This is a genomic window from Psychrobacillus sp. BL-248-WT-3 (assembly GCF_012843435.1).
Taxonomy (GTDB): domain Bacteria; phylum Bacillota; class Bacilli; order Bacillales_A; family Planococcaceae; genus Psychrobacillus.
Map to the genome: position 1 here is coordinate 130,247 of NZ_JABAFC010000001.1, position 16,957 is coordinate 147,203.

Genomic DNA, 16,957 nt, shown 5'->3' on the forward strand with positions numbered 1-16,957 from the left:
AGGAGCTAATCAAATGAAAAACTTATTAAAATCTAATAGAGGTTTTACTTTAATTGAAATGATGATTGTACTGCTAATTATATCTGTACTAATATTAATCTCGATTCCAAATGTCACAAAGCATTCAGCAAATATTGATAAGAAGGGCTGTGCAGCCTACATTAAAATGGTCGAAGGACAAGTGCAAGCCTATAAGATAGATAATAATAAAACTCCTTTACTCTCAGACTTAACTGTAGATGAATATTTGGGAGCGAATAATAAAAGCTGTCCTAACGGGGATGAAATTGATATTGAAAATGGAAAAGTGATTATTAAGGAAGTAGCTAATGGAGGAAATTAAAAAACAAGCTGGATTTACTTTGATCGAGACTACATTAATGCTAATGATTGTTATGGTAATTAGCTCTGCGGTTATTTATGGAACGTCTAATAAGGTAATTGAGCTAGAGGAAAAAAAATTTTTTCGCCAATTTCAGTTAGATGTGCAACGAGCGCAAGCTCTGGCTTTAAGTCAGGAGCAATATATCGTTTTAAAATTTGGAAACAAAGGAACAAGCTATTCCACGACAAACTCCAATATAACTTTATTTGAAAATAGACTTCCTTCACATATTAGTTTATCGGAGGACAGTAAATTAAAGGAACTTATTTTTCTGCCAAGTGGTATGGTTAGAAATTTTGGGAGCTTTGCTTTCTTGACTTCAAAAGAAACGAAACTAGTTACTGTGCATATTGGTACTGGTAAATTAGCGTATGAACAATAAGGGATTCTCATGGGCAGAGACCATATTAACTTTATTTATTACTTTTATGATTGCTACAATACTTCTACCTTTACTCACAAATATGAATGTGAAGCTTGAAGACAAAAAGAGAAAATACCACTCGGCAATCGTCATGAATGAAGCAGCTAAATTATTCGTGACAGAAAATATAAAAAACGGATCTCTTACTATAGAAAGTGTAACGTTTAACTTTCAAATAGATGAACAGCAGGTTTGTGTAGAATATGAAGGTGTGAGGGGAGAGATGAATAACTGTATAGAGATCTCATCGGTAAATTAAGAAAGCAAAATGGTTATACTTTTATCGATGGTATTTTACAACTATCGGTATTTATTATCTTTGCTCAAATAATGGTGCTAATAATGTGGTCGTTATATACGACTGAAAAAAAGGTGACGGATCCACAAGAAGTGGAATGGGGTTTATTCATACAATACGTGGAAGCTTACCTAAATAATGTAGACAGTATCATGGTCCAAAAAAGCCAGCCAGGAATCCGTTTTATAAAAGAAGGGGAAGAGTTTGATGTAGAATACGCATCAAACGTAATTCGAAAACAAAAGAATAGATTGGGGAACGAGCCTCTCCTCTTAAATGTACAAGCACTTAAAGTTAGTATGGAAGGACAAAATATTACATTCTTCGTCACTTTTTTTAATGGTCAACAGAAGGAGCACACCATGTATGTTACGTATTCTAAATGAGCAAAAAGGTGCTTTGCTACTAGCTTCCACCATCCTACTTTCCATTGTCTGTTTTTCCATTCTCACCATTACTGCCGCATACCAATCTAAATATCGAACGTATGATTTGTTGGAAATCCGTCATATTAGTGATACTATCAATAAAATGAGTATTTTTATTGATCAAGAAAATAATCCTGGTATGTAGTGAGTTGATGAAAAATGTACAAGATCTATTTAGTAGGCTTTATGGGGAGCGGTAAGAGCGCTGTCGGAAGAAGGCTGAGCTACCATTTAAAAATGCCTTACTATGATATGGATAAAGAAATTGTCAAAAAACAGAAAATGTCGATACCTGAAATATTTGAGCAGCACGGTGAGGCATATTTTAGGAAATTAGAGACGGAGTTTTTGCAAACCTTTCGAAATGAATCTTGTATTATTTCTACGGGTGGTGGTGTAGCCACACTTGAACGGAATATTAAAATTATGAGAAATAATGGACTAGTTTTATTTTTAGACGCAACATTCGAAGATATTTGGATGCGTATAAAAACGGATAAAAATAGGCCAATCGTTCAAAGGAGTACGAAGGAAGAATTACAGCAACTTTATAATACGCGGAGAAGAAGCTACAAAAAGGCTGCTCATATTACTATTAGAACCGAAAACAGGCATATTCGACAAATAACAGAATACGCAGGATTTCAAGTAAATCGACTCAAAGGCGAATGATTTATCAATTTCTTTAAATATTCGTTCGTCTTTAGATAGTTTTTGTAAAAATGATTGCGCTCTCTTATGTTCAATGTTAGGATATAGACAAAGCTAGTGATATTTCTATATTTAGCGGATGATTATACGGGGAGAGAACGCATCACTGCGTCGCCGAAGGAGCAAGTAATTATTTATGAATCTCTCAGGCAAATGGACTCGTATAGGACGCAACTCTGGAGAGTGCTTTCAAAGTTAAGTGGAAAGCCACCAAAGGGGAAAGCCATCTTATGGTAAACTTTCAGGTGCCAGGACAGAGAACCCTTGTTAAGTTAAAGGGGGTTTTCTGTCCTTTTTGTGATTTTTAAACCATGTACCTTTAATGCCCTATGCTTTTTCTACCTATTTAAAGGAGGAATTTAAATTGTCAGAACAGTTAAAACGAACGCCGTTGTATGATGTCTATTCATCGTATGGAGGAAAAACAATCGATTTTGGTGGCTGGGAATTACCTGTTCAGTTTTCAAGTATTAAGGAAGAGCACGAAGCTGTTCGTACGAAGGCTGGATTGTTTGATGTTTCCCATATGGGAGAAATTTTCGTAAGTGGGCCACAAAGTGAAAACTACATACAAGGTTTAGTTACCAATGACATTTCTAAATTAGTTAATGGTCAAGCACAGTATAATGTCATGTGTTATAAAGACGGCGGAATTGTTGACGACCTATTGGTTTATAAGCTAGAGGATCAGCATTATTTATTGGTTGTGAATGCTGGTAATATAGAAAAAGATTTTGAGTGGATGAAAGAAAATCTTATAGATGATGTTGAGTTAAATAATAGCTCTAATGACTATGGACTATTAGCTTTGCAAGGTCCAAAAGCACAAGAAATTCTTCAAAAGTTAACAACACAGGATTTATCAGAAATTAAATTTTTCCGCTTTAAAGATAAAGTAGAAGTCGCTGGCAAAGAAGTAATCGTATCAAGAACTGGTTATACGGGAGAAGATGGTTTTGAAATCTATGCATCTAGTAATGATCTAACAGATTTATGGAGCAGCATACTAGAGGCAGGTAAAGATGAAGGATTACTTCCATGTGGGCTTGGAGCTCGAGACACATTACGCTTTGAAGCTTGCCTACCATTATATGGCCAAGAATTATCTAAAGATATTACGCCATTAGAAGCAGGGCTTGGATTCGTAGTGAAACTGAATAAAGAGCAGGATTTTAATGGGAAGTCAGTATTGGTAGAACAAAAAGAGAATGGTGTTCCGAGAAAGAGTATTGGGATCGAAATGATTGATAAAGGAATTCCACGTACTGGTTATCCAGTATACAAAGATGGAGTTCAAATTGGTTTTGTTACTACCGGTACGCAATCACCTACATCTAAAAAGAATATCGGTCTAGCTTTAATTGACGCAACATTTGCTGAAATCGGACAGGAACTTGAAATTGAAATACGTAACAAACGATTAAAAGCAGTAACTGTAGCTACTCCGTTTTATAAAAGAGAAAAATAAGACAAAGAAAGAGGTTGTCCATTGATGAAGCAGCATCGTTATTTACCAATGACTGAACAAGATCAAAAAGAAATGTTAGACGTAATCGGCATTTCTTCTATTGATGAATTGTTTGCAGATATCCCAGAAAAGGTTCGTTTTAAAGGGGAATATAATATTAAACCTGCTAAAGCAGAATCTGCTCTTCTTAAGGAATTAAGCCAGCTAGCTGCTAAAAATGCAGATAGTAGACAATATGCTTCTTTCTTAGGTGCTGGAGTATATGATCATTTCAAGCCTATCATTGTGGATCATGTTATTTCACGTTCTGAATTTTATACAGCTTATACACCATATCAACCCGAGATTTCTCAAGGGGAGCTTCAAGCTATTTTTGAATTCCAAACGATGATTTGCGAATTGACTGGAATGGATCTTGCAAACTCCTCTATGTATGACGGTGGTACTGCGCTTGCTGAAGCGGGTAACCTTGCAGCAGGTCACACAAAGCGCAAGAAGTTAGTTGTTTCTGAGGCAATCCATCCGGAGTATATTGATGTAGTGAAGGTTTATGCAAAGGGTCAAAATGTAGATGTAGTTACTGTACCGATGAAAGATGGGGTTACAGACTTAGTTAAGCTAGAAGAAGCAGTCGATGAGGATACAGCAGCAGTTATGGTTCAATATCCTAACTTCTTCGGTCAAATTGAAGACCTAGCAAAAATTGAACAAGTAACACATGAGAAAAAAGCGTTGTTCGTTGTTTCAGCTAATCCTCTTGCATTAGGTGCTTTAACACCACCTGGTAAGTTTGGTGCGGATATTACAGTTGGGGATGCTCAGCCTTTTGGTATTGCGGAAGCATTTGGTGGACCACATTGTGGTTACTTCGCGGTAACTTCTAAGCTGATGCGTAAGGTCCCTGGTCGTCTTGTTGGAGAAACAACAGATGAGGAAGGTCGCCGTGGTTTTGTGTTAACACTACAAGCGCGTGAACAGCACATTCGTCGTGACAAAGCTACTTCTAATATCTGTTCTAACCAAGCATTAAATGCACTTGCTGCATCTGTAGCGATGACGGCACTTGGTAAAAAAGGTGTAAAAGAAATGGCTATTCAAAATATAACGAAGACTCACTATGCAAAGCTAGCATTTGAAAAAGCTGGTTTTGAAGTACCTTTCCAAGGAGCTCATTTTAATGAAATCGTCGTGAAAGTGAATGGCTCAGTAGCTAATGCAAATAGTAAGCTTTTAGAAAAAGGTATAATTGGTGGATTTGATTTGGGTCGTATTAACTCGGATCTGAAAAACCACGTATTAATCGCAGTAACAGAACAACGCACTAAAGAAGAAATAGATGCACTCGTGCAAGAAATGGGGGCTCTTTATGCATAAGGACAATCAACCACTAATTTTTGAAATAACAAAAGAAGGTCGAGTAGGATATAGCCTACCGGAGCTAGATGTTCCAGAAGTAGATTTGTCATCCATATTGCCTGCAGGAATGTTACGTGAAGAAGAGGCAGAGCTTCCAGAAGTATCTGAGCTTGACATTATGCGTCACTATACAGCTTTATCTAACAGAAACCATGGTGTGGATACAGGATTCTATCCACTTGGTTCTTGTACAATGAAATACAATCCCAAAATTAATGAATCTGTTGCAAGATTCCCTGGATTTGCAAACATTCACCCACTTCAAGAAGAGTCAACTGTTCAAGGTGCAATGGAACTGTTATATGAACTACAAACATCTCTAGTTGAAATAACTGGTATGGATGAGGTTACACTTCAACCAGCAGCTGGTGCCCACGGTGAGTGGACAGCGCTGATGATGATTCGTGCTTTCCATGAATCAAATGGGGACACACAGCGTACGAAGGTAATTGTACCTGACTCTGCGCATGGTACAAATCCAGCATCTGCAACAGTAGCAGGGTTTGAAACTATTACTGTTAAGTCTAATGAGGACGGCTTAGTAGACTTAGAGGATCTACGTCGTGTTGCTGGGCCAGATACAGCTGCCTTGATGCTTACTAACCCTAACACGTTAGGTTTATTTGAAGAACATATCCTAGAGCTAGCAGAAATCATTCACGGGGTAGGCGGTAAGCTTTATTACGATGGTGCCAACTTAAATGCCGTTATGTCTAAAGCGCGACCTGGAGATATGGGCTTTGACTGTGTTCATTTAAACTTGCATAAGACGTTTACTGGCCCTCATGGTGGTGGAGGTCCGGGCTCTGGACCAGTTGGAGTGAAAGCGGATCTGATTCCTTTCCTTCCAAGTCCAGTTCTTGTAAAAGAAGATAACAAATATACGTTTGACTATAACCGTCCACAATCTATTGGCCGAGTGAAACCGTTCTACGGTAACTTTGGTATCAATGTGCGTGCGTACACATATATTCGTTCTATGGGTCCAGATGGTCTAAAGGCAGTAACAGAATACGCTGTGTTAAATGCTAACTATATGATGAGACGCTTGGAAGCTTATTACGACCTTCCATACAACCGTCATTGTAAGCATGAATTCGTATTAAGTGGACGTCGTCAGAAGAAATTAGGCGTTCGTACATTAGATATGGCTAAGCGTCTGTTAGACTTTGGTTATCATCCACCAACAATCTACTTCCCATTGAACGTAGAAGAAGGCATGATGATTGAGCCGACTGAAACAGAATCCAAAGAAACGTTAGATGCATTCTGTGATGCAATGATTCAAATTGCTAAAGAGGTTGAAGAAAACCCAGAAATCGTTCAAAATGCACCACATACAACCGTGATCAATCGTTTAGACGAAACAAAAGCTGCACGTAAGCCAGTACTTCGATACACTAAAGCATAATGAAAAGTGCGATCCTTAAGGGTCGCACTTTTTTTTACGTTTTTAATGAAATACGAATGAAAAATAAAGAAACGGTTACTTTCATATGCTTTCTAACAATTTAAAATAAACCGGTTATAAATTTATGTGAACGGTGATAAATCTCCACGAACGGTCATAAATTCACCTGAACGGTCATAAATCTATTCGAACGATTATAAAAGTTAATTGAACGGTCATAAATCTTCATTAGCGGTTATAAATATATGTTTTCCGCACTTCATTCTTTTTTTGAAACTAATTCACTATTTTTTTCGTACCAATAATAAAAGTTAAAGGCGAAAGGAAGATATAATCATGAACCTAGAAGAGTATAAAAAGCGAGCGGCAGCGCAAGAGGATTGGTCACCAGGATGGGATGCAATCGATAGAGTTTTTGAGGAGCTTTATCCAAACCAAGAACCTGCTCATTTTGGGACAGACCTACATGCTCGGGCTTGGTTAGGTGGGGATCAATATATTGATGGATATAGTATTTATCAGTCACCTAATGGGTACAAGCATATGGTGACTTATGGGATGACCGACTTGTATGTGAATGATCAATCGTTCGGTGGTAAATGGAGTGGCTGGGGATATGAAATGACGATTAAATTGGCAGAGGAAAATGTAGAGGATTGTTTATGGGCAGTATCCATGCTTTCTAATCTTGCCAGCTATACATATACGCAGAAAAAACCTTTTGAGCCATTTCAGTATGTTGCTGGTAATGGGGGTTCCATCCATATTGGAGTAGACTCTGCGATTACAGCGTTGCTTGTTATAGATGATCCAGAGCTTACAGGGATAGATAGTGTACATGGTAGAGTTGACTTTCTTCAAGTGGTTGGAATCACCCAAAGGGAATTAGAATTATTAATAGAGGATCCAAGTAACGTCGTGCTTCTTTCGGAGAGAATGAAAAAAGATAACCCTTACTTCATTACTGATATGAAAAGAACAAAGTCGTATATTTGATATACCGAGTCAACTATAAAAGTAGCAATTTACCATTAAATTTCTTTAGAGGTAAGAGAGGATTCTAGTGGGATGAGAATGTTAAGTGCTACAGCCTTACGAGCGACAACGACTGGTCGTGTTTTATCAGTTAACCACCGGAATTGCATCCTCCAATATCAAAGAGGAAAAAGATAATTTATGAATAAAAACAAATATTTAACATTTTTGAAACTTTTACCTAAATAGGTTCATATACCCTTATAGAGCGATAGAAGAGGTCTACCTAGGGGGAACAATATGTACAGATGGATTAATTTATTAGGTAAATTTCTTTTAGGTATTATTGGGATTGTTTTAATTAGCTGCGTTCCCATCGTCTTGTTTCAAGTAGGTAGCCTCTTTGACTTTTCTTTCTATTTACGAACAATTTTTGAGGTATGTAAAAGCTTGTTTTTACCGTCTGAATGGCATCTTAGCTATCTAGTAATGCAAACAATGGAGATTATTCCGATTAGCATATCGGAATATCTGAAGGGTCCTTATTTGTATTCGATGACTATATTGATAGTCTCTTTGTTGTTTTCCTTGTTTTTTTCATTTATATTGGCTATTTTTACGACTATTTCAAATGGTCCTGTCCAAAAGCTTTTACTACAATTTGCAAATATACTAACTGCGATTCCTGATTTTGCATACATATTTCTTATCCAACTAGCCGTAGTACAACTGTATACGATGACAGGTTTACGAATTCTTTCTTTTTATAGCTTAGGGGGAGAGAGGGTTTATGCGGCTCCTGTCATTTGCCTATCGGTGATACCAGCCATTTTGTTTTATAAATTATTGGTGCTTTTATTTAAACAAGAGCTGGACCAGCCATATGTAGAGCTTGCTAGATCCAAGGGGCTTTCTAATGTCGAGGTGCTTATTAAGCACTGTACCCGTAATGTTCTGCAGAGTGTCTTCTTTCAATCAAAATCAATCGTCTGGCTCACATTGTCCTCCTTGTTCATATTAGAGTATCTTTTTGGGATAGAAGGGATTCTACACTATTTAACGAATGATTTTAGTCCAAAGGGTATTACTTTCATCTTACTATCGATATTCATACCATTTTTTCTATTCTATTCGATTGTTGAGAATCTGGTTAAACGGGGTCGACTGGAAAAAAGCGTTATGTTTGAAGGGTTGCGAGTTCCGCTCATAGATCGACTTCAGTGGAAAGCAATTTTTCGATATAAAACTAAGGCACATACACGGAGATTCAATATTTTCTCAAGACAACGTGTAAATATAACAATTCCTGCGTTAATAATTGTTGGACTATTCAGTGTGTCCGTCGCCTATTATTTTATCTTTCATGACGATGTAGAGCAGGTAAATTTTTTATATGACGATAACGGTAGCCTTATAGGAAGGCCACCACTGCCTCCATCTACTAGTATTATTTTTGGTACAGATCCATATGGATATTCAATTCTTCAGCAACTGCTTGTTGGAACAAAATATACAATTGGTATGACTGTATTAATTGCTACGATCAGAGTAGGCGGAGGATATTTACTAGGAATTCTATATGCATTCTTTTTGAACGAAAGATGGAGAAAGGTAATAAATAGTATCTCCGATGGTATGCACTTTTTACCATTAACATTATTAATGTTTATTTTACTTTTACCAATTTTAACCATTTTAACAAGTGGATTAGAAACAAGCTTAGGAGAAAGGCTTTTTATCCAAGCTTTGATCATGTCCGTGTTAGTCCTTCCCATAACTACTAGTCTTATAGGGAATGAAATGAATGAGGCAATAAAAAAAGAATATGTGCAAAGTTCAGCTGTAATGGGCGGGTCATTAATATGGGTTATTCTGAAGCATATCAACCCCCAAATAGGAAGAAAACTTTGGTTATATTGGTCTCAGCATGTAGTACAAGTACTTCAAACATTAGTACATTTAGGGGTTTTATCTATTTTTGTCGGAGGAGCGATAAGCTTTCCAGATAGTGCGAGACTTTCTCCAGTCATTTACGAATTATCTGGAATGATATCTATTGCAAAGGAAGTATTTTTAACGAGACAACTATGGCTGATTCTACCACCATTAGCTATATTTATGCTTCTTATCTTTTGCTTTCAGAAGATAGCAGAGGGCTTCACAGAAAAAGAAATGCAGTTAGGTATACAAAAGAAACGGCGGGAGTTTAAATGGCTTTATATTACAAGGAAGATGGGGAACAAAATGAACAAATAATACTCTTTCTACATGGCGGAGGAGTAGGAGGCTGGATGTGGGACGAACAGGTACAGTACTTTAAAGGAAAATATCATTGTATAGTACCTGATCTCCCAGGTCATGGTCGTAGTAGGGAGACTTATTTTGTCTCTATTAAAGATTGCGCATTTCAGCTTATACACTTACTTGAGGAAAAAAAAGAAGATAAAAAGATAATAGTCGTGGGATTTTCACTTGGTGCTCAAATTGCTATTCAGATGCTTAGTCAGTCTCTCGATTTAATCGATTATGCAATGATTAACAGTGCTCTCGTAAGAAAAGTACCATTTGGAAAGGAAATGGTTAAACCTACTATAAAGTTAACATATCCTTTGATAAAATATAGATTCTTTTCCAAGCTACAAGCTAAACAATTGTATATTGGTCCAAACCTTTTTGAAAAGTACTTTAAAGATAGCAATCGAATGTCTTTAGATACATTAACAATGGTTCTAGAAGAGAATATGTCTTTTCAAGTACCAGATTCCTATGCTGACGTAAAAGCAGACCTTTTAATAACAGTAGGCGAGAAAGAAAGAAAAGTGATGAAAAGCTCAGCAATTGACCTTTTAAGCAAACAAGACAGAGCTCAGGGAATTACGATCACTGGTATTGGTCATGGTATTCCAATAGCTGCTCCAGATTTTTTTAATGATATATTAGAAAACTGGTTAGAAGGTGCAGGACTACTTCTGAACACTAAAGTAATTCCGAAATGCTGAACTAATAATGGAGCTTCTTTAACCAGAAATTACGTAGTCTTGTAAGAAGAATGCTGTTAGCATGCTTTTTTGCATCCCAACTACTATTCAGAATTCTTATGAACGCAAAATTCTTCTAATATTATAGAAGAAACTCAATATTTATTGAAGTTAAAATTTAATTGTCGTATGCTTTTTACCTTAAATGTTATCTAAAAAAATATAACACTCCCTTTTTAGTGTTGGGAGTGTTTTACTTTTTTAAAAACCAATAGAATGATTGTCTTCTTCCCAATCATTTTTTATGGTTCGTTTATTTTGTTTAATCAGCTCGTCGATCCGTGTTTCGTATTCCAGCTTTCCATCATAATGCCAGTTAAGTGCAATGGACATGTACAGCTCGTTTAGTTGAGAAACGGATAAGCCTTTTGATCGTTTAGCTATATCTACTAAGACGTGGTCAAGAAGAATCTTCTTTATATCAAGCTTACGTAAATAATTTTCTCTCACTTGTTGGGGTGGTGAAGGAATCTCATATGCACGATCGAATCTTCCTGCACGGTTGATTAATGCTGGATCAATCTTCTGTGGGTAGTTAGTTGTTCCAATGATAAATAGACCCTCTCTAGATTGTGTTCCGTCTAATGTGTTTAAAAAGACAGATCTTGTATACTCGGGCATTGAGTCAATATCCTCAATCACCAGAATAGCTGGGGCTAATCTAGAAACAATTCCAAAAACCTCTTGGATGGAGTGACTTCCTGTGAACTCAGTGATTTGCCAATAGACGACAGGAGCTTTCGTAGAGCCGGTAATCGATTTTACTAGTGTCGTTTTCCCGTTTCCAGGGGAACCATATAGTAATATACCTCTTTTATAAGGAAGACCATATTCCTTAAAAAACAAACCGTCCTCTTTAAAAAATTCATCGATGGATCGAAAAATATCTTGTTTGATTTGATTCTCTAGTAGAACCTCTTCTCGAGGAACGACTGCTTGCTCACTATATTTTCTTCGCTGAACCCCTTGCTCCGTGTCAACTAAATAGGTGACTGACTGCATTAGAAGCTCGCGAAGCTTTTCATTGATCTCCTCTAAAAAGAAAAGGGCGGCTTGAGGGGAGGTGGAAAAGAAAAAGTAATCCGGCCAAGAGTTACCTTGAGAATAGTTAAATGCCATAGTTACTGCCACCTGATAATCCGGAAACATTATGAGTGTATTCTCAAATGTACTAACCATTCCCAGTTGATTTTCCATAGAAAGTAGGGATTTGCTTGTTATTTTACTTAAAGGCTTAGCTTCGTAAATATTTGCTAAAATTTTATAAGGAATCAATTGATGCTCCATCATTTCAATTAAATTAGTATCTAACTGATTAAATTGATTGTCAATGTTGACTAATTGCCAGCTGCCTGCCTGTTCTTCATTTAAAACATTAGTGATTCGCCTTGTCAGAATAGCGAAATCCTCATAACTTGGATGAATCTCCCGAAATTGTTCTTCGTGGGAAAATATTACTTTCATAGTAGTTCATGCCCCCTTAGTGTAAGCTCTAAACAAAAAAGGTTCCTCTTGTTAAGAAGAACCTTATGTTATACTATTTAGATTTGATTTTGCCGGTCCAGCCCTTAAAGCCGCCTTGTAACTGGTTAAGTTGGGTATGCCCTTTTTTCTTTAAGAACATAGCTGCACGTCCACTTCTTGCACCATTTTGACAATACAGATATACTGGTTTGTCTGGGCGAATTTCTTTGTGGCGTTGTCTTAACTGGGAGGAAGGAATATTTCTTGCTCCAAGGATATGGCCACCATCAAATTCTTTAGGCTCGCGTACATCGATTAATTGAGCTTTACGATAGCCCTCGATGAATTGCTCCTGTGTAAGGTTTGTAACTGTTTTCTTTAGTCGGTATGCTGAAATACCTGCATAAACTAATAATACGACCAATATTGCTATAATAATATAAAGAGTCTCTAACACGGTCTTTCCCCTTTCTATACTTCCATTATCTATTATAAAAGATTTGCTAGATACAATTCAATCATTTTGGTAAAATGAATAGCGTTGTTAGGGGGGAGAAAGTTTGAAAAAGACAAAATGGTATTTTATTGATTCAGGTCCGTGCGCCCCGTCCTATAATATGGCGCTTGACGAGGCCCTTTTAGATTGGCATAGTGAAGGGTTGATTCCACCAGTGATTCGATTCTATGAATGGAATCCTGCAACTCTATCGATTGGTTACTTTCAATCGGTAGAAAAAGAGATAGATATGGAAGCAGTTAAAAGTCTCGGTTTAGGATTTGTCCGCAGACCGACGGGAGGACGAGGAGTTCTTCATGAGCATGAACTTACATATAGCGTGGTTGTTTCGGAAAACTATCCAGATATGCCAGCAACAGTGACAGAAGCTTATCGAGTGATCAGTGAAGGACTATTAAAGGGATTTCAAAGTCTTGGATTAGAGGCATATTTTTCTATTCCTAATACTCCAGATAAACTGCAAGCCTTAAAAAGTCCGAAAACTGCTGTTTGCTTTGACACACCAAGCTGGTATGAGCTCGTAGTAGAAGGCAGGAAAGTAGCTGGAAGTGCTCAAACTAGACAAAAAGGTGTTATACTTCAGCATGGTGCAATTCTTTTAGACTTAGATGATGAAAAACTTGTGCAAACCTTTAAATTTTCTTCCGATGAAGTCCGGGAAAAAGTGAAAAATAGTATTAATCAAAAAGCTGTTGCTATAAACAAATTATTACAAAAATCGATACCAATAGACATATGTAAGGATGCTTTTAAAAAGGGATTTTCTGAAGCCTTAAACATTGAATTGGTACCATTTCATTTAAATAATGAACAAAATGAATACGTGAAAATGCTGGAAAGACGGCGTTATGATAATGACGCCTGGAATTTTAAAAAATAAAAGTATGAAAGACATATGGAGAATATGAGGTATAGGAATTAATACTTAAAAATTAATTTGAACAACTAAATTGCTTTACACCTCTATATGTAGTGCCGTATGATAAATGAAACTACTACATCTTGTGTCAATACGAGTTGTAGAAAGGAGGAAAAGAATTGGTAACTACTACAAATGAATCTCAAATAAAATTAAATGTAAAAGAATTAAATCACGATATCGAATTATTTCCTCAAGTACATCCAATAACAGAAGATATGAATCTAACACACAAAGGTGTGTCACGTTTGGTGATGATTGATCGATATTCATTCAAGGATACCGAAAAGAAAACACTAAAAGTAGGGGATTTTGTCGTTTTAACGGTGAAAGAAGACCCTAAATTTCCTGCACGAGGTCTTGGTTATATTGTTTCCATTAACCAGGAAGATAAAACGGCAGAAGTTTTGATCGAAGAAGATTATCGTAGTGCAATCGATGATAGTACTAAAGTTAAATCAGGAATTGTACGCCGTCCTTTAAGTGTTATTGAAAAACCTTTGGAGGTTTTCTATGAGCAAATTGCTAAGCGAAATGCGACTGGACTTGCTTCTGTTGAAGTGACAGAAGAAAAAAGAACAGAATGGTTCGAAAAGTTCTATCAGCAATTAGTATCACTAAAATTTATCCCTGCTGGACGAGTTCTATATGGAGCAGGTACAGGTACAGATGTAACTTACTTTAATTGTTACGTTATGCCTTTTGTTGCTGACTCACGTGAAGGCATCAGTGATCATCGAAAACAAGTGATGGAGATCATGAGTCGTGGCGGTGGAGTTGGAACAAACGGATCTACATTACGTCCTCGTAATACTTTAGCTCGAGGAGTTAATGGTAAGTCTTCAGGGTCTGTTTCTTGGTTAGATGACATTGCTAAACTGACACACCTAGTGGAACAAGGCGGTTCAAGACGCGGTGCGCAAATGATTATGCTTGCAGATTGGCATCCGGACATCGCAGAGTTTATCATTTCTAAAATGCAAAACCCACGTATCCTTCGCTTCTTGATTGAGAACACAAATGATGAAACAATCAAACAACTTGCAAAGGACAAGCTTAAGTTTAAGCCGCTAACTGCACAAGAAGAAGCAATGTATCAAGGAATTGTAAACTATCAACACATCCCTGGCTTAGGTGGTTTTAGCGATGAAATCATACGCGACGCTCAAACGAAACTAAGAGATGGCGGAACTTTTTCTGTTCACAATCCGGAGTTTTTAACAGGAGCGAATATTTCTGTAACTTTAACTGAGGATTTCATGAAAGCTGTAGAAAAAGATGAAGACTTCGCTCTTCGCTTCCCTGCAACAGAAACTTATACAGAAGAAGAGATGGCTTTTTATAACGAAAATTGGCACAAAATTGGTGATGTTCGTGAGTGGGAGCGTATGGGCTACAAGGTTCGTACCTATCGCACAGTGAAAGCGAAAGAATTGTGGAACTTAATCAATATTTGTGCAACTTATTCTGCTGAGCCAGGCGTATTCTTTATCGATAATGCTAACGAAAAAACAAATGCAACTGCATATGGTCAAAAGGTTGTTGCAACAAATCCATGTGGAGAGCAGCCACTTGCTCCGTATTCCGTTTGTAACCTTGCAGCAGTCAACCTAGCTCAGTTTGCTAACAAAGATACAAAAACAGTTGATTTTGAAGCATTAAAAGAAACTGTTCGTGTGGGAGTTCGTATGCAAGATAACGTAATCGATGCTACGCCTTATTTCTTAGAGGAAAATAAAGTTCAAGCACTTGGTGAAAGACGTGTAGGTCTAGGTGTCATGGGATTAGCTGACCTTTTAATCTATTGCCAAAAAGAATACGGCTCTGAGGAAGGAAATCTTCTTGTTGATGAAATCTTCAAGACGATTGCAATAGCTGCTTACGAAACATCTGCAGACCTAGCAAACGAAAGAGGTAGCTTCCCGTTCTTGACTGGAGAAACAGAAGAGGAAACGAACAGACTTCGTAAGGCATTTACGGAAACTGGATTTATGCAAACAATGCCACAGGAGATTCGTGAAGCAGTACTTGAAAAAGGTATTCGCAATTCTCACTTATTAACTGTTGCACCTACTGGATCCACGGGTACTATGGTTGGAGTTTCTACTGGTTTAGAACCTTATTATTCATTTACGTATTACCGTAGTGGTCGTTTAGGTAAATTCATCGAGGTAAAAGCGGATATTGTACAAGAATACTTAGATGCAAATCCAGATACTAAAGAAGATGAATTACCTAATTGGTTTGTTACTGCAATGGAATTGCCACCAGAAGCCCATGCAGACGTACAATGTATTATTCAACGTTGGATTGATAGCTCTATTTCGAAGACTGTAAATGCTCCTAGAGGATATACAGTAGAACAAGTAGAAGGTGTTTACGAACGTCTATATAATGGTGGAGCAAAAGGCGGAACAGTATATGTAGATGGAAGCCGTGACTCGCAAGTTCTTACGCTTAAGGCGGAAGAAAACACTGTAAATGATGATACGGTGAAGGAAGAAAAAGTGATGGAAAAACGTCCAATAGTATTGATTGATACGATTCAAGATATACGTTCTACTAACGTTACAATCGGTTCAGAGGTTGGTAATACCTGTCCTGTCTGCCGTAAAGGAACTGTAGAGGAAATGGGCGGATGCAACACTTGTACAAATTGTAATGCCCAGTTGAAATGTGGACTGTAAATTTTATAGAGAGCATTTGATATGGATTTGAATTAAGATTGTACAATTTCAAATAAAATTACACCCCTTTGGATTATTTTATCCAAAGGGGTTTTAATATTTCCAAAAAACCTAAATAATTGGAAACCGGAAGATAGCATATAGAGGGCAGTTCATTGAGTATATTATCCACATCTTAGGCTTTCTTAACCAGCGACACTATATTTCTTATAACAAATCTCCGAGATGTTTTTTTTGGACGAGAGCCTTCTACCCGTTTCTTTTTTTTCAATCGATGACGCGCTTTCATGACGTTTAATTTTATGTAACCTCTTTTGAAGAAATGTTCTAGCTATTTGTTTAGTAAAACAAGAAAAGGTACAAACTGTCTTTAAAAGGAGGAGAGCAGAAATGAAAAGCTTATCGGTATTGACCAGTTTGGCGGCGGCTATTGGAATTACTGCGTTACTTAAATTTTTACACTTATTCAGTTTTGTTAAATGGAATCCAGTAGGTTTTTCAAAATCCTTTGAGATGTTTGAAGATACGAATGTATACTTACGCTGGCTGGTTTTATTTCTAGTTATTTGGGTTATTAGTATAGTGATTTATTATATAAGTCTTTTAACTTCTAAAGTACCCGTTGCTATATCTAGCCTTATTTTTGGGATACTTCTCGCATTTGTTGTAGAGTGGTTAATTAGCGATGCTGGAACAATGCTTAAAACGATGAAGAAACTGTCCATACCATTTATTTGTATTGTAGTTATTGGAATGCGTTTTCTAATGGAGTCAGCTATTTTTCATTCAAAGGATCAGCCCATCGCAAAATGAAAA

Annotated in this window: 17 protein-coding genes and 1 riboswitch; of the genes, 15 read left to right on the top strand and 2 right to left on the bottom strand. The window is 37.0% G+C overall.

Features of this window, described 5'->3' with window-relative positions:
* Positions 1-13 precede the first annotated feature (13 nt).
* The 12 genes from comGC to HF876_RS00725 all read left to right on the top strand — a co-directional run bounded on the left by comGC (position 14) and on the right by HF876_RS00725 (position 10,515).
* A complete protein-coding gene (gene comGC / locus HF876_RS00670; protein WP_169358114.1) occupies positions 14-343 on the top strand; it encodes a competence type IV pilus major pilin ComGC in 330 nt (109 codons plus the stop codon).
* A complete protein-coding gene (gene comGD, locus HF876_RS00675; protein WP_169358115.1) occupies positions 330-767 on the top strand; it encodes a competence type IV pilus minor pilin ComGD in 438 nt (145 codons plus the stop codon). Before comGC ends, comGD begins: the two co-directional genes overlap by 14 nt.
* Positions 757-1,068: a hypothetical protein gene (locus tag HF876_RS00680; RefSeq protein WP_169358116.1), complete on the top strand. Its 312-nt coding sequence runs from the start codon at positions 757-759 to the stop codon at positions 1,066-1,068. Before comGD ends, HF876_RS00680 begins: the two co-directional genes overlap by 11 nt.
* Before the next feature lie 56 nt (positions 1,069-1,124).
* On the top strand, positions 1,125-1,493 hold the full coding sequence (locus tag HF876_RS00685) for a competence type IV pilus minor pilin ComGF (RefSeq protein ID WP_346764019.1): 369 nt from the start codon (positions 1,125-1,127) through the stop codon (positions 1,491-1,493).
* Positions 1,474-1,680, top strand: coding sequence for a hypothetical protein (locus tag HF876_RS00690; RefSeq protein WP_169358118.1), 207 nt, complete (start codon positions 1,474-1,476; stop codon positions 1,678-1,680). Before HF876_RS00685 ends, HF876_RS00690 begins: the two co-directional genes overlap by 20 nt.
* Before the next feature lie 14 nt (positions 1,681-1,694).
* Entirely contained in the window at positions 1,695-2,207 is a 513-nt protein-coding gene (locus tag HF876_RS00695; protein ID WP_169358119.1) for a shikimate kinase, read from the top strand.
* Between the two features lie 118 nt (positions 2,208-2,325).
* Positions 2,326-2,417: riboswitch (glycine riboswitch) on the top strand.
* Positions 2,418-2,568: 151 nt separating this feature from the next.
* On the top strand, positions 2,569-3,714 hold the full coding sequence (gene gcvT / locus HF876_RS00700; RefSeq protein WP_169358120.1) for a glycine cleavage system aminomethyltransferase GcvT: 1,146 nt from the start codon (positions 2,569-2,571) through the stop codon (positions 3,712-3,714).
* A gap of 24 nt (positions 3,715-3,738) precedes the next feature.
* Positions 3,739-5,088, top strand: a complete 1,350-nt coding sequence (gene gcvPA / locus HF876_RS00705; RefSeq protein WP_169358313.1) for an aminomethyl-transferring glycine dehydrogenase subunit GcvPA — start codon at positions 3,739-3,741, stop codon at positions 5,086-5,088.
* Positions 5,081-6,541, top strand: coding sequence for an aminomethyl-transferring glycine dehydrogenase subunit GcvPB (gcvPB, locus tag HF876_RS00710; protein WP_169358121.1), 1,461 nt, complete (start codon positions 5,081-5,083; stop codon positions 6,539-6,541). The genes gcvPA and gcvPB overlap by 8 nt, the downstream gene beginning before the upstream one ends.
* A gap of 336 nt (positions 6,542-6,877) precedes the next feature.
* Positions 6,878-7,537, top strand: coding sequence for a suppressor of fused domain protein (locus HF876_RS00715; RefSeq protein ID WP_169358122.1), 660 nt, complete (start codon positions 6,878-6,880; stop codon positions 7,535-7,537).
* A 279-nt stretch (positions 7,538-7,816) separates the two neighbouring features.
* The gene (locus HF876_RS00720; RefSeq protein WP_169358123.1) at positions 7,817-9,772 is read left to right on the top strand and encodes an ABC transporter permease subunit; all 1,956 of its coding nucleotides are present in this window, start codon (positions 7,817-7,819) and stop codon (positions 9,770-9,772) included.
* Positions 9,727-10,515, top strand: coding sequence for an alpha/beta fold hydrolase (locus HF876_RS00725; protein ID WP_169358124.1), 789 nt, complete (start codon positions 9,727-9,729; stop codon positions 10,513-10,515). The genes HF876_RS00720 and HF876_RS00725 overlap by 46 nt, the downstream gene beginning before the upstream one ends.
* A 240-nt stretch (positions 10,516-10,755) precedes the next feature.
* Here the strand turns inward: HF876_RS00725 and HF876_RS00730 are convergent, their stop codons facing one another.
* Positions 10,756-12,018, bottom strand: a complete 1,263-nt coding sequence (locus tag HF876_RS00730) for an ATP-binding protein (protein WP_169358125.1) — start codon at positions 12,016-12,018, stop codon at positions 10,756-10,758.
* A gap of 73 nt (positions 12,019-12,091) precedes the next feature.
* Positions 12,092-12,475, bottom strand: a complete 384-nt coding sequence (locus HF876_RS00735; protein WP_169358126.1) for a rhodanese-like domain-containing protein — start codon at positions 12,473-12,475, stop codon at positions 12,092-12,094.
* A 103-nt stretch (positions 12,476-12,578) separates the two neighbouring features.
* On the opposite strand from HF876_RS00735, the gene HF876_RS00740 reads away from it, so the two are divergent.
* From HF876_RS00740 to HF876_RS00750, 3 genes are all read left to right on the top strand, one after another.
* Positions 12,579-13,415, top strand: a complete 837-nt coding sequence (locus HF876_RS00740; protein WP_169358127.1) for a lipoate--protein ligase family protein — start codon at positions 12,579-12,581, stop codon at positions 13,413-13,415.
* A 158-nt stretch (positions 13,416-13,573) separates the two neighbouring features.
* Positions 13,574-16,141, top strand: coding sequence for a vitamin B12-dependent ribonucleotide reductase (locus tag HF876_RS00745; RefSeq protein ID WP_169358128.1), 2,568 nt, complete (start codon positions 13,574-13,576; stop codon positions 16,139-16,141).
* Between the two features lie 390 nt (positions 16,142-16,531).
* Positions 16,532-16,954, top strand: coding sequence for a DNA helicase (locus HF876_RS00750; protein WP_169358129.1), 423 nt, complete (start codon positions 16,532-16,534; stop codon positions 16,952-16,954).
* Positions 16,955-16,957 lie beyond the last annotated feature (3 nt).

Coding starts and splice junctions, on each gene's coding strand:
- comGC (WP_169358114.1), top strand. CDS start 14: ATGAAAAACTTATTAAAATCTAATAGAGGTTTTACTTTAATTGAAATG.
- comGD (WP_169358115.1), top strand. CDS start 330: ATGGAGGAAATTAAAAAACAAGCTGGATTTACTTTGATCGAGACTACA.
- HF876_RS00680 (WP_169358116.1), top strand. CDS start 757: ATGAACAATAAGGGATTCTCATGGGCAGAGACCATATTAACTTTATTT.
- HF876_RS00690 (WP_169358118.1), top strand. CDS start 1,474: ATGTTACGTATTCTAAATGAGCAAAAAGGTGCTTTGCTACTAGCTTCC.
- HF876_RS00695 (WP_169358119.1), top strand. CDS start 1,695: ATGTACAAGATCTATTTAGTAGGCTTTATGGGGAGCGGTAAGAGCGCT.
- gcvT (WP_169358120.1), top strand. CDS start 2,569: ATGCCCTATGCTTTTTCTACCTATTTAAAGGAGGAATTTAAATTGTCA.
- gcvPA (WP_169358313.1), top strand. CDS start 3,739: ATGAAGCAGCATCGTTATTTACCAATGACTGAACAAGATCAAAAAGAA.
- gcvPB (WP_169358121.1), top strand. CDS start 5,081: ATGCATAAGGACAATCAACCACTAATTTTTGAAATAACAAAAGAAGGT.
- HF876_RS00715 (WP_169358122.1), top strand. CDS start 6,878: ATGAACCTAGAAGAGTATAAAAAGCGAGCGGCAGCGCAAGAGGATTGG.
- HF876_RS00720 (WP_169358123.1), top strand. CDS start 7,817: ATGTACAGATGGATTAATTTATTAGGTAAATTTCTTTTAGGTATTATT.
- HF876_RS00725 (WP_169358124.1), top strand. CDS start 9,727: ATGGCTTTATATTACAAGGAAGATGGGGAACAAAATGAACAAATAATA.
- HF876_RS00730 (WP_169358125.1), bottom strand. CDS start 12,018: ATGAAAGTAATATTTTCCCACGAAGAACAATTTCGGGAGATTCATCCA.
- HF876_RS00750 (WP_169358129.1), top strand. CDS start 16,532: ATGAAAAGCTTATCGGTATTGACCAGTTTGGCGGCGGCTATTGGAATT.